Genomic DNA, 12978 nt, shown 5'->3' with positions numbered 1-12978 from the left:
GGTTGACGGAGCTCTTATCCTCCTCTTGCGTGGAATCTGTGCTCACATTATTTAGCGGTGCTCGCAATCATCGAAGTTGCTCTTGTTCGGGCCCGCCCACCTACCGAACGCCACCGGATTGCCAGCCGATCGCGCTGCGAAGGAAATTGGTGCCAAGGGCAATGAATGCGGCCCGCTCCCGGTTGTCCTTGCCGTAGCCGTGCCCGCCCGCGCTGGGCTCGTAAAAGTAGGCCGGATAGCCAAGAGCCTGCAGCTTCGCGGCCATCTTACGCGCGTGGCCCGGATGGACGCGGTCATCCCGCTTCGTGGTGGCGAGCAGGATAGGCGGATAGGGCTGTCCAGGCGCCGCGGCGTGATAAGCGGAGATTTCCTTTAGGAAAATCCATTCCTTCGGCTTGTCGGGATCGCCATATTCGTCAATCCAGCTCGCGCCCGCCAAAAGGTTGGTGTAGCGGCGCATATCGATAAGCGGGACTGTGCAGAACAGCGCGCCGAAGCGCTCAGGATACCGGGTAAGCATATTGGCGATCAGAAGGCCGCCATTTGAGCCGCCCTGGGCGGCAATCCGCCTCGGCAGCGTAATGCCTCTTCGCACGAGGTCGGCGGCAACGGCGGCGGAATCATCATGGGCGAGACGTTTGCCCTCCCTGCGCCCGGCCTCGTGCCAACGGGTGCCGAACTCGCCACCCCCGCGGATGTTCGCCACCACACACTTGCCGCCGCCTTCGAGCCACAGCTTGCCGAGCGAGGAATTGTAGGAGGGCAGGAGCGACATGCCGAACCCGCCATAGGCGGTGAGGTGAACCGGGGCATCCCCGTTCCCGTCAGCCGGACCGACCTGCGTATAGCGAATCATCTCACCATCGGTCGAGACCGCCTCGTGGCGCGTGACCACCAGTCCGGATGCGTCGAAATTCTCCGGGTTGCGCTTCAGGATTAGTGAAGCGCTGAGAGGCGGCGCGGCATTGAGATCGAATAGTGAAAGCTGCGGCGGCGTGATCGGATCCTGAGCCCAGACCAGGACCTCTCCATTGGTGTCGTGACCTTCTGCGTCGAGTGACCAGAGTTGAACATTGTTCGCGCCGGGCACAGTGTCCAGGGTTCGGCGCGTCCATTCCTGGGGACCGGGGGTGAACATCTCGAATCGCGGAACGAGGTTGCTGAAGTAGCAACTGACGAGCTTCCCCTCATTCCAGAAGAATGACTGCAGGGAACGCCTTTCGGCTGGTTCAAACAGGGTACTAAATCCGCGCTCGCCGGCCAGAAAGGAGGAAAGCGAGATGCCGATCAGCGCGTCGGCGTCATAGGTCGTCCCGGCAACCGTCCATGCTTTGCGCGGCTTTACCGCCAGCCAGTCGCCGAAGACACTCCACCAGGCGTCCCGAGGAAGGTCGATCTCAACCGTCGGCCCGCCTCTATCGCCCATGCGGACTTGCTTCTCGAAGCAGGCCAACTGCTCGACAAACCATATGCGCTCGCTCTCGGTGGTGCGGTCCAGATGGCCAGACACACTGAGGGTTTCGGAACCGGTCGCGAAGATTACCGGGGCCGTCAGGGGATCCGCGCCACGCTTCCACAGCCGCACGGTGCGCGCGAAGCCGGAGCGGGTGGCCATGCCATCACCAAGCGCACTGGAAAGCAGAAGCGTGTTGGAGTCGAGCCAGTCAATGTTGCCCTTGGCCTCCGGGAGATTGAAACCGTCGGCGACAAAGCTCAGAGAGCTCAAGTCGAATTCGCGATGCACGACCGCGTCGCTGCCGCCGCGCGACAGGCGCAGAACGGCTCTTTCCCGTCTCTCGGGCTCGATCGACGCGCCGCCCCAGATCCAGTCCTCTCCGTCTCTCGCGGCGAGGAAGTCCAGATCGAGCAGTAGCTCCCACTGCGGATCCGCCTTCACGTAGACGGAAAGGGTGGTCCGGCGCCACACCCCGCGGGGATTTCCGGCATCCTGCCAGAAATTGTAGAGATACTGACCGCGGCGCATGACCAGGGGAACCCCGTCGGGACGGTCGAAAATCGCCGTCAGTGCCGCCCGGTCCCGCTCGAACTGCGTTCCACCAAAGTGCTTCAGGGTCTTTGCCGACTGGCTGGCGGTCCACGCAAGTGCCTGTTCACCTTCTACATCTTCAAGCCAAAGATGGGGGTCATCGTCGGGCGCATTCAGTGTTGGGCGGAAATCAAATTCGGTCATGTCCGCTTAACCCGAGGAGTGATGTCGCCTGGAAAACAGGCGCAAAGTCTTCCGTCGGCCCGGGAAAGCTCCGTTTTCGGGGTTGCGACCGCATGCTCGGCGAGCATTATCATGGGACGATTTCTCCTCTGTCGTGCCGCAGCGCGTTTTGCGGACTACCGTGCAGGTGTCGTGCCAAATAAGAAAATCGTTTCAAAACAATGCGATCACCATGATGGCGCTGTGTCACCTGTGCGACTTCGTCGAAGATTCGACAACGAATGCAGCCCTGACCGCCTGATAGAACCTCCTGTGCCAGCTCGGTCGACACCGCGGAATAAGCAGTGAAGCTCACCGCGAAACTGGCCGAGCTTCGGATCGACATCGGTGACGGGGCGATCGACGACCACTATGTGTCGCCGGCGTCGGGCGCGGCACATCCTGAGGACTCCGCGGCGACGATCAGCGAATAACTGCGTTTACGATGGCTTCATCCTGGCCTGCCGGGGGCGCGCAAAAGACTGCTTTGCGCCCTCATCCCTCCGCCTGGATTGAGTCGCAGGGACCGAATTGCGCACGTGTTTTTGGAACCGGCAGAGTGGTCATAAGCAATTCTCTTCCCGAGATCTTTACAGAGATTCGACCATCCAGTTGGTGAGGTCCCAGATCGCGCATCATTGATGCGCTCTGGGCATGCGCCAGTCCCACCCTCATCAAGAGCATCGATCCGACACCAACATAGAGAAGCTTCCCTATTAGAGAGGCCCTCGCGACTGACATGAGAGTGCGCCACTCTTCATGATCGCGGGCTCCGAGGATGTTGGGATCGAGCCAGTGAACGGCACGACAGGCCGAAGGATCTGGCAGCTCTTGCACTGCCGACCTCGATGGGAGAAGGCAAATCGCGATCTGTCCGGCAGAGGCACAAGGTTCCAAGGTTCTGCACTGTCCGTTCATGAAGACTTCCTGCTGGTCTCCATAAGAGAAGTATTCTGGTGCAGAAGGTGCGCGATTAGCTATTCGGAAAAGGTGACATCGACGTGCAAATCGGGCCCCGCCCTGAGGCGTCCCCCTCAATGTCGGATTTCCGACAGGACCGCAATTCCGCGAACCCATTGTTTAATAGATTTTCCTTCTGGCACGGCCCATGCATGGGACTCGGCGAACGCATCAGCGAGACGTCGTCCATGATCATGCGCACGAAAAATGCCGTCGCCGCAGTGAAAACCGCGCTCTCGCCTGCCATCAAGCCGCCGAAAGGCCGGCGCGTCATGGTTGAGGCGGGTGATTGCGCCGGCTTCAAACACCTTAATGGGCTTGGAAAGCGTCTCGCGTGACGGCGAGGCGGGCATCCAGACGGGTGGAAAGGACATACGTCGTTGCCCCACGTCGCCGGCATGACCCGTCGATTGTCACCGCGCTGGAATGCTGGGGTCTACATTCGGCGACCCGACCGCGGACAAATTCCCGCAAACCCGGTCGGGACCGGGGCTCGAAAACGTCCGCGAGGGGGCCCAATGGCTATCGCCATATTCGCCGCGAACAAGCCGCCTAGCGGGAAGACTCTATAGGAGGAAAGCAAGTGGAGTTATCTTGCGTTGGGGTCGGTGCTGGGCCGTCTAATTTGAGCCTTGCGTGTCAGATACACGAGCAAGTTGGGCAAGGGGCACTGTTCCTGGATCGGCAGGTCGACTTCCGCTGGCATCCAGGCATCGCATTCGATTCCTCGGAGCTCCAAGTCAGCCACTTCAAGGATCTGGTCACGCTGGTGAATCCGCGATCAGCCTACACTTTCGTAAACTTCCTGCACGAGAACGGGCGTCTGTATCACTTCCTGAACGCACAGTTCGAAGCCGTGCTCAGAGTTGAGTTCGAACAATATCTGAACTGGGCCTTCCACAGGAACCCGCTTGTGCGTGGCGGCGAGACGGTGCGCGAAATCCGCTTTGACGGCGAGTTTCGGGTGCGGACGGATAAGGCGGTTCTCGGCGCCAGAAACGTCGTGGTTGGCATTGGCAAGCAGGCGCAAATTCCGGCTCAGTTTCAGGGCTGGACTGGACGCAACCTGTTCCACTCATCTGTTTTACTGCACATGCATCCTGAGGTGCGGAGAAAGCATGTCTGCGTGGTCGGCGGAGGCCAGTCGGGAGCCGAGGTGATGTTGCACCTTGTCGGCCTGCCAAAAGAACGGCGGCCTGCCTCGATCACTTGGGTCTCGCAGCGTGAGAACTACCTGCCTCTCGACAACAGCCCGTTCACAAACGAGTTGTTCATGCCCTGCTTTTCGGATCGTTTCGCGGCGATGAGCGAGTCGCAGCGCAAGCTGCTCCTGCGGCGTTTCGTGCTTGCCTCGGACGGCATTTCGGAAAGTACGTTGCGCGCGATCTATCAGGCGCTGTACCGCCACGCATTTGTCGAGCCAAACCGATGCGACATCACACTGCGGCCGGGCTGCACCGTCTCGCACTGCATCAACGCCGGACCGGGTCACAGGCTGACCCTGCAGCACGGCATGGACGAGGTCGAAGAAGTCACGGCTGACATCGTCATCCTGGCCACCGGTTACGAGAACGCGGTGCCAGACTTCTTGGAACCCATCGCGCACCGGCTGGAGCAGATCGACAATGAATTAGCTATTCGCGAGGATTTTTCGGTGAGCTGGGACGGACCGCGTGACAGACGCATCTTCGTACAAAACGCGAGCCTCGGGCAGCGCGGCCTGGCCGATCCGAACCTAAGCCTGCTGGCCTGGCGCGCGCGCCGCATCCTCGATAGCCTTCTTGGGCGCGCGCCATGCGCGAACCCCGAGCATCCTGGCTTCATCAGCCATACCTCGATCGAGAGCTGGCCCGCCCCCGCAGCCGAAGAAATGGGCAGCGGGATATGACTCGTAGACTTTTGATGATCGACGGTAGCATCCTAGGAATGACATCCGCCTCCGCTGCCGCGAAGGCCGGAGGCTTCTCCGAAATCATCGTGACCGAACAAGCCCTTGGACCAAGCGGCGCATCGCATTATTCTGGGGGCGTGCATTTCCCCTACGGTCGTCAAGACCGTACCAGGTCGCTCACTCGAAAGAGCGCCGTGGCCTTGGCGGCCATGGCTGGGTCGGCGGTCAGCGGATGGTGCCGGCCTTTAGCGATGCGTGTCGTGGCTGGACCGGGTGAAGCGACTGATCCGGCTCAGTTTACGGAACCCCTGCACCCGGCTGAGCCTGACATAGGCAGTCTCGCGCCGAGCTTCTGCGGACAATATCCGCCGGAGCGGAACGCACCTAGCATCGCCGTCCCACATGACGTGAGTCCGTCTCCGTGGACTTGACCGGCGCCCGACTGCCCTAATTGGGATGTCCGACCAACCACTCTTTCCAACAGGAGGCTTTTCGCATGTTGACTGATGCACAAAGAGAAAAGTGGCAGAAACACGGATACGTCAGGCTCGAAAGGTTCTTCGCTCCAGCGGTTCAGGAAGATATCTCTACTTTTGTCGAAGATATGTCACGCTGGGATGTCAGCGATGATAAATGGCTCATGTGGTTCGAGAAGACGACGGACAATCGAAAGATCATTTCCAAGATCGAGAATTTTCTCGACTTCCATGATCCATTGCGTCGTTTGCTCTTAGAAGATCAGCGCATAAAGTCAGCTGTCGAGGATTTGCTTGGCGAAGATTCACGCAGGCTCAAGGAGTTGCTGATTTTCCACTACCCCGACAGCGGCGGCTATCTCCCGCATCAAGACATTTATCACATTCCACACAAACTCCCCGACCGGATGGTCCATGCGGTGGTTGCCATAGGCATCGACGACTCCGACCCGGAAAACGGCGGGCTTTTCTTCAGCCCCGGCAACCACAAGAAGGGGGTGTTTCCCATGGATGCCGGTGGGGTGATCGATCCTCAAGTCGCCGAAATGTTCTCCTGGGAACCCGTAGTATGGAAGGCTGGCGACATCTTCATCTTCGACGATTATGCACCGCACTACTCACGACCGAACAAAAGCAATCGTTCGCGGCGGACACTCTATTTGGTGTTCCAGCGTGCTTCAACCGGTGGACCGACCCGCGCTGAATATAACGTGCTTAAGCGCGCCCTTAACCCGCCCGAGGGCAAAGTGGCCGATCTCGACAAACTCAAGCCCCCAAATGGCATTTTCTATCGCGATTGAGCTCACGCAGCCAGGCGGAGGCATGCACACGAAACTGATCGACCGCTCAAAAATGCGCGGAGAGTATGGCGTTCTGATTTGCGGGCTCGCGGAGCATCGACCGCAGCCCGTTACGACGCTTCGGATTGTGGAGGTGGTCGCAGGGCGGTCTTCTATGACGCCTACAGCCCGACTGGCGCCCCCTCGTCGCCCGCCTGGCGGCCCAGAGCTGCATTATCCTGGCCGGGGCCGCCAACCGGGTCGGGCCGTTTCTCTCCACGAATTGCACGGGAGGCTGTTGCGTTGGCAGCCGAAGATCCCACGGCTTCAACAGCTTAGGTTCGTTGTCATGCGCAAATACACGTTTTCTCGAACGGAGCTGTCGCAGGCGTTCGGTATCGACATGGCCACGCTTGGAACGGGAAGCGCCGGCTCGGGGTTTTCGTTCGGTAGGGTGGCACCGGGCGTTACATCCGAGCCCCATCGGCACGACGAAATCGAGGCCTTCGTGATCCTGTCAGGATCGGGCAAGGTCAGGACCGACCTTGGGGAAATCTCGGTCGAGGCGGGCGATGTCGTTCTGTTCCACCCTTTTGAAGCGCATGTGCTGCACAACGATGGGGACGAAGACCTAGATTTCGTCGATGTCTACTGGCGAGACGACGATGCCGCTCATCATGTCGCTGCAACGGTCACGGCTCCCTGCGGGCCGATCTTCGTCTTCTCCACGCCGCCAACGCCAAATGGCGATCTGCATCTGGGGCATCTTTCTGGCCCCTATTTTGGCGCCGACGTCTACACGCGTTTCCTGCGCATGAAAGGGGTCGAAGCCTATCATCTCACTGGAAGCGATGACAACCAGAGCTACGTCACGACACGCGCCGATGCCGATCAATCGACGCCCGCAAACGTGGCGCGCTACTACGCCGACGAGATTCGCGCCACGCTTGCACTTCTCGATTGTGACGTCCACAGCTTCCAACCCACAATGGGCGATGACGGTTACGGCGAGTTTCAAGCCGCGTGTTTCCGCAGCCTTCTGAGCAGCACGGCGGTAGATCTGCGCCAGAGCCCCGCGCTTTTCGATGCTGTGACAGGCCATTATCTTTACGAGCCGGATGTTAGCGGCCTCTGCCCCGATTGCGGCGGCTCCGCTGGTGGCAACATCTGCGAGGAATGCGGCGCCCCAAACCTCTGCCACGACCTGCGTGCAGCCCGGTCACGGCAATCTGCCGAGGCGCCGCTGGTCGGCTCCGTCCGCCGCCCGGAACTTGCCTTGGACCGATGCTACGACAATATCGACCGGCATCTAAGGGCGTCGGGCGTCCCGCTACGGATCTTGGATCTCTTCGCGCGCCTACGCCGACGCGGCAACTTTTCAGTGCCCATTACCCACCCCTCGGACTGGGGCCTGCCGGCCGAAGGATTCCCGGGGCAAGTGATCTGGGTCTGGCCGGAAATGGCCTTCGGTTTTCTTTACAACATCCAGGCGCTCGGCCGCTTGCTGGGTCGCGACTGGAAGGCGGAGATGCCCGGCAACGACTGGCGGATTGTCCATTTCTTCGGCTTCGACAATTCGTTCTACCACGCGCTACTCTACCCCGCTCTTTACGCTGAGGTCTTCTCCCACTGGACGCCACGCATCCACTATCACGTCAACGAGTTCTACCTGCTCGACGGCAAGAAGTTCTCAACCAGCTGCCGTCATGCGGTCTGGGGCAAGGAGGTTCTGAGCCCAAAGACAGTCGACGTTGTGCGCCTCCATTTGGGCCTGACACGCCCGGAAGGTGAGCGGACGGATTTCACGCTAGACGCGCTGCGCCGCACCGAGAACGAGGTGTTCCAAGGGATTTGGCTGAACTGGCTCGATGCGTTGAACCAGGAAATCATGCAGGATTTTGCCGGCCGTGTACCCGATGCAGGCGACTGGAGCCCGGTCGACCGCGCCTTCTTTGCTCGGATAGAGATCTATCGCGCGGCGATGGAGCGCGCCTATTCGGACGAAGGCTTCTCGGTCCGGCGCGCGGCCGCTCAGGTTTGCGATTTCGTGCGCGATTGCGTGATCTACCGTCGGGCGCAAGACTATGCGGCGGCGCGACGTTTCTATCCTGCCCGCAATCGGACTTCGCTAGCCCTTCAGACCACGGCCGCTGCGATCCTGGCACCGACACTCGCTCCGCTGATGCCCCGATTCGCCAGAACGCTGGTGCGAGGCATCGATGGCGTCTCAACCGAAACATGGCCCCGGTCCGTCCAGCGCCTTGCGCCCGGGACGAGCTTTGATCTCGGAGCCGTGTTGGTGTTCTACGCCAAATCCGGCAATCCTCATCTCGATGAGGAGGAAGCACTATGAGCCCAAAGGTGCACAGTGAGCTATCCCAATCTCGACCAGATCTGCGCGGCAATCAAAGCCGATGATGCCAAATATCTTTACTCGCTGTCACTGGCGACCGAAGCCGCTATCAGACGGCAGAGACCAGATTGGCGGACCTGAACCAACGCATCGTCGACACCCTGGCCCGCGCCTTCGAAGACCGCTCGGCCGATCGCTTCCCAGCCCTTGCTGTTTCGTGCCGCAAATGCCGTGTGGGCTCGACTGTGCTGACCAACCTCTTCGGCATCGCGGGATTTCCGTCCTCCAGCCGGTCAAGACTGTCATGCGGTTCGAGGCGCTTGGTCAACCTGGCGCGCCCTGGATCGTGCGCCGATCACCGGAAATGTCGAATGCGAATGCCTGCCCGATGGTATCTTCGATTCTGTCCGAGCCTGTACCGGCGCGGCAGTCGGCCGAAGAACAACTGAGCTACTGCATCGGACGGGTAGCAGGTTCAAAATTCTGCCCCAGAAACCGGATATTGCGCACAACCAGCGTTCACGATGGTGCACAAGCTTCCAACCAGACCCGCGCAACGACAGCCCGTCGCCTGAAGATAGTCGGCGAGGGCCGCCATATCCCTCGCAAGCGTATCTTCCGTCACATCCACGCCGTCTTCGCCGACAATGCAGACGCTTGTCTCGTCGAGAGATAAGTCCAGCCAGGGTGCTCCTTCAGGATTGCGTGTTTGGTCGGGTACGGAGCCGCCCCTCAGTTCCCAATCGAGGAGCGATCCTACAATTCACATATTTGGAGATCGCTCGCCAGGTTACCCGGTCTGTGAACCCTGCAAGCCGAAAATTCAGATGCCGCCCATACAGAGATATTTCATTTCGAGGTAGTCCTGGAGGCCATGGCGGGATCCTTCCCGCCCGATGCCGGACTGTTTTATCCCACCGAACGGCGCCGCTTCCGAAGACATCCGGCCGGTATTTACCCCGACCATTCCATATTCCAAGGCCTCGGCCACACGCCAGACACGCTTCAGGTTGGAGGCATAAAAGTAGGCCGCGAGGCCGTAGATCGTGTCGTTGGCCTCACGCACGACCTGATCCGCATCTTTGAAGCGAATAATCGGTGCCAGCGGCCCGAATGTCTCTTCTTGCGCGACGGTCATCTCGCTGGAGACACCGGTCAGGACTGTCGGTTCGAAAAACGTGCCATTCGTGCCGATGCGTTTGCCCCCGCATCGAATTGCGCCGCCTTTGGCGACGGCATCGGCAATATGGGATTCGATCTTGGCCAAAGCGTGCTTGTCGATGAGCGGTCCGATGTCCACTCCGGAAGCGAAACCGTCACCAACTTGAAGTTGGCGAGCCCGTTGCACGAATTTCTCGACGAACTCGTCGTGAACGCCCGACTGGACGTAAAGGCGGTTCGCCGAAACGCAGGTCTGGCCGGCATTGCGGAACTTCGCCTGGATCGCACCGTCAACCGCGGCATCGATATCGGCATCATCGAAGACGATGAAAGGTGCATTGCCGCCGAGCTCAAGGCTGACTTTTTTGATCTGGTCCGAGCACTGGCGCATGAGAAGGCGCCCGATCTCAGTCGACCCGGTGAAGCTAATCTTGCGGACCTTGGGATTGGTACAAAGTTCGCGGCCGACCGCGTCACCTTCGGACGCATAGATCAGGTTGACGACGCCTTCGGGAAAGCCAGCCTGCTGGGCGAGGGCGAACATTGCTCCCGCCACGAGCGGCGTCTGTTCAGCGGGCTTGAGGACAATCGTGCAGCCCGCCGCCAAGGCTGGCGAGATTTTGCGCGCCACCATCGAGGCCGGGAAATTCCATGGCGTTATCGTGCCAACAACTCCGATGGGCTGCTTGATTACCAGCATTCGGCGGTCGATCGATGGTGCGGAGATCGTCTCGCCATAGACGCGATTGGCCTCCTCGGCGTACCATTGCAGATACGCCGCAGCATGCGATATCTCCGACTTGGCTTCGGCAAGCGGCTTGCCCATCTCCGCGGTGAGAATCGCGGCGAGATCGTCGGCGTGGTCGATGATCAACTGATGCCATCGCCATAGAACGTCGCTGCGCTCACGTGCGGTCAACCCTGCCCATCCAGGCTGCGCGACATAGGCCTTGTCGATCGCAGCGCATGTCTCCTCGACACCCATGTCGGGTAGTTCTGCCAGCACTTCGCCAGTCGACGGGTTGAGGACCTCGAATGTCCGCTCGCTAATCCGCGTGCCAAGTGCCGGCAGGCGATCAATGAGTCCAAACAGGTCGGGGGATCTCAGGTGACGGATCATCGGCAGGCACAGGGGCAATACCGGATTCCTCCTCAACGCAGCAGGTATATATAGCAGGTGCGGTGTGTACTCCGCGACGTCCGGGTTCCTTATAGGGCCTCGGCCAGACAGCTGGTAGACCACGGTACCCAACTGGAAAGGGAGAATACCTGAATACGCTAGAAGATGCCTCGCGGTTCTACTAGTCGAACGATTGAACAACGGACATCGGCTTCGCCAGCCGCGCGGAGTGGATCCTGGTGGACTGCGCCTACAATCTGCGGACCACGAATCGGCGACTCTATCCACTCGAAGAGAGGCTGGCCTGAGGAGGAGCGCACCCCAAATAATGACGCCTCAACCGGCAAATGCCTGGCAAGGCCCGCGAAAACCGCTCCTCGCGGCTTTAAACAGATCCCGTTTACCGGGCGAGCGCCCGCAAGATGACAAAGAGGATGGAGAGGAACAGGGTGGCGAAGGCGCGCCGAGGGAAGACCGGCCGGCGCATTTGCATGGGGATGGAGCTTATCAATTCCCCGCCTGTTGCTGCGGCAACAGATAGCCTGTGGTCGAATGGTCGAGCACCAGATAACGCGCGGCGACCGCCTTGACCTGGTCGGTGGTGACCTCGCGGACGCGGTCCGGCCTCTCGAGCACGTCCTTCACATTGCCACCGGTGGTGAGCGTCCTGCCATAAATGTTGGCGATGTGGTCCAGCTCGTCGTGCGCAAAAATCACCGAGCGGATATAGCGGTCTTTAGCCTTGTCCAGCTCGTCGCTGGTGACGCCATCCTTGGCGATCCGGGCGACTTCGGCAACGGCCGCCGCTTCGAGATCGACGAGCTTTGCATCGCCGCGCGGCGAGCCGGAGAGGGTGAAATTGGTGTCGTCTAGCATGGTGCCCTGGAAGGAGGCGCCGGCCGCCGAGGCTATGCCTTGCTTGACGACAAGCTCCTGATATAGCCGGCTGCGGTTACCGCCGCCGAGGATCTCGGCCAGCAGGTCGAGCGCCTCGGCCTCGCCGGGCTCTGCCGTATGATAGGACGGCACCACCCATTGAGTGGAAAAGCTCGGCACCGAAACGCGCGCATCGGTCAGCGTCACTGTGCGCCTGGTGTTCTGCTCCGGCTCGACCGGGCGGTTGCGCGGGGGCAGGTCCGGCCCGCGCACAACCTTGCCATAGGTCTTCTCGGCCAGCGCCTTCACCGTCTCCGGCTCTACGTCGCCGGCCACCACCAGCACGGCGTTGTTCGGTCGATAGTATTTGTTGTAGATGGTGAATGCGTCGGTTTTCAGCTTCTCCATCTCCTGCATCCAGCCGATGACCGGAATGCGGTAGGGCTGGTTCTGCCGCAACGTCGCGTTGACCTCCTCGTCCAGCAGAGCCTGCGGGTTCGTCTTTCTGCGCCAACGGCGCTCCTCCAGGATCACGTCGCGCTCGGTCTTGATATCATCGTCGTTGAGGATGAGGTTGAACATGCGATCGGCCTCGAAGCCCATCATCTCACCCAACGCCGAGGGCGCCACCGTCTCGAGGAAGGTGGTGTAGTCATAGGCGGTGAAGGCGTTATTGTAGCCGCCGATGGCTGAGACGGCTCGGTCGAACTCGCCGGCGGCGTGGTTGGTCGTCGCCTTGAACATCAGATGCTTGAGGAAATGGGCAAGGCCTGATTTGCCGGGTGGCTCGTCGGCGCTGCCGATCTTGTACCAGACCATATGAGTGACGATCGGCGCGCGGTGATCCGGGATGACGACCACTTCCATACCGTTGTCGAGCAGGAAATCCGTCACTTTGCCGCCGTCGGTGGCGGCCAGAGCCGGAGTGGTCGTCACCAGGGCCAGCGCGATGGCAGTGAACGCCTTGCGCAGCCAGGGGGACGATCGATGGCTCCGGTTGTGGTGGCTGGTCGAAAGGCAAGGTTCGAGGCAAAGTGATTTGTTCCTCATTTTGATGAAGTCGCTGCGTCCCCGTCTCCCCGCGTGGGAGGATCGGGGGGCAGCGCCGAGCCAGATGAACAAGCTCTTCATGGTGCCAGGCCCTGCTCGAGCC

At 60.3% G+C, this 12978-nt stretch carries 9 protein-coding genes; 6 read left to right on the top strand and 3 right to left on the bottom strand.

The window, feature by feature from the left end:
* Positions 1-100: 100 nt before the first annotated feature.
* Entirely contained in the window at positions 101-2191 is a 2091-nt protein-coding gene (locus tag NKH49_RS23595) for a prolyl oligopeptidase family serine peptidase (RefSeq protein WP_352928064.1), read from the bottom strand.
* 323 nt (positions 2192-2514) lie between these two features.
* On the opposite strand from NKH49_RS23595, the gene NKH49_RS23590 reads away from it, so the two are divergent.
* The 6 genes from NKH49_RS23590 (at position 2515) to NKH49_RS23565 (ending at position 9344) form a co-directional block, all read left to right on the top strand.
* On the top strand, positions 2515-2643 hold the full coding sequence (locus tag NKH49_RS23590; protein WP_352928060.1) for a hypothetical protein: 129 nt from the start codon (positions 2515-2517) through the stop codon (positions 2641-2643).
* Between the two features lie 714 nt (positions 2644-3357).
* On the top strand, positions 3358-3507 hold the full coding sequence (locus NKH49_RS23585; protein WP_352928057.1) for an iron-sulfur cluster assembly accessory protein: 150 nt from the start codon (positions 3358-3360) through the stop codon (positions 3505-3507).
* Between the two features lie 245 nt (positions 3508-3752).
* Complete coding sequence (locus NKH49_RS23580) at positions 3753-5057, top strand: lysine N(6)-hydroxylase/L-ornithine N(5)-oxygenase family protein (protein ID WP_352928054.1); 1305 nt, start codon at positions 3753-3755, stop codon at positions 5055-5057.
* A 499-nt stretch (positions 5058-5556) separates the two neighbouring features.
* On the top strand, positions 5557-6336 hold the full coding sequence (locus NKH49_RS23575) for a phytanoyl-CoA dioxygenase family protein (protein ID WP_352928051.1): 780 nt from the start codon (positions 5557-5559) through the stop codon (positions 6334-6336).
* A complete protein-coding gene (locus NKH49_RS23570) occupies positions 6314-8668 on the top strand; it encodes a class I tRNA ligase family protein (protein ID WP_352928126.1) in 2355 nt (784 codons plus the stop codon). Before NKH49_RS23575 ends, NKH49_RS23570 begins: the two co-directional genes overlap by 23 nt.
* Before the next feature lie 304 nt (positions 8669-8972).
* Complete coding sequence (locus tag NKH49_RS23565) at positions 8973-9344, top strand: hypothetical protein (RefSeq protein WP_352928048.1); 372 nt, start codon at positions 8973-8975, stop codon at positions 9342-9344.
* Between the two features lie 147 nt (positions 9345-9491).
* On the opposite strand, the gene NKH49_RS23560 is transcribed toward NKH49_RS23565, so the two are convergent.
* Together NKH49_RS23560 and NKH49_RS23555 are read right to left on the bottom strand one after the other, a co-directional pair.
* Positions 9492-10949 (bottom strand): NAD-dependent succinate-semialdehyde dehydrogenase, encoded by a 1458-nt coding sequence (locus NKH49_RS23560; protein ID WP_352928123.1) that lies wholly within the window; start codon positions 10947-10949, stop codon positions 9492-9494.
* Between the two features lie 507 nt (positions 10950-11456).
* Positions 11457-12875 carry a M16 family metallopeptidase gene (locus NKH49_RS23555; protein ID WP_352928045.1) on the bottom strand — a complete coding sequence of 473 codons (1419 nt, stop codon included), beginning with the start codon at positions 12873-12875 and terminating at the stop codon, positions 11457-11459.
* Between the last annotated feature and the right edge of the window lie 103 nt (positions 12876-12978).

Source organism: Mesorhizobium sp. M1088, assembly GCF_040318575.1.
GTDB lineage: Bacteria > Pseudomonadota > Alphaproteobacteria > Rhizobiales > Rhizobiaceae > Mesorhizobium.
This window is presented reverse-complemented; position numbering and strand designations above follow the sequence as displayed.

Excerpts from the sequence above, each read along its gene's own strand:
- NKH49_RS23565 (WP_352928048.1), top strand. The coding sequence starts at position 8,973 with ATGCGGTTCGAGGCGCTTGGTCAACCTGGCGCGCCCTGGATCGTGCGC.
- NKH49_RS23575 (WP_352928051.1), top strand. The coding sequence starts at position 5,557 with ATGTTGACTGATGCACAAAGAGAAAAGTGGCAGAAACACGGATACGTC.
- NKH49_RS23555 (WP_352928045.1), bottom strand. The coding sequence starts at position 12,875 with ATGAGGAACAAATCACTTTGCCTCGAACCTTGCCTTTCGACCAGCCAC.
- NKH49_RS23595 (WP_352928064.1), bottom strand. The coding sequence starts at position 2,191 with ATGACCGAATTTGATTTCCGCCCAACACTGAATGCGCCCGACGATGAC.
- NKH49_RS23570 (WP_352928126.1), top strand. The coding sequence starts at position 6,314 with ATGGCATTTTCTATCGCGATTGAGCTCACGCAGCCAGGCGGAGGCATG.
- NKH49_RS23560 (WP_352928123.1), bottom strand. The coding sequence starts at position 10,949 with ATGATCCGTCACCTGAGATCCCCCGACCTGTTTGGACTCATTGATCGC.
- NKH49_RS23585 (WP_352928057.1), top strand. The coding sequence starts at position 3,358 with ATGATCATGCGCACGAAAAATGCCGTCGCCGCAGTGAAAACCGCGCTC.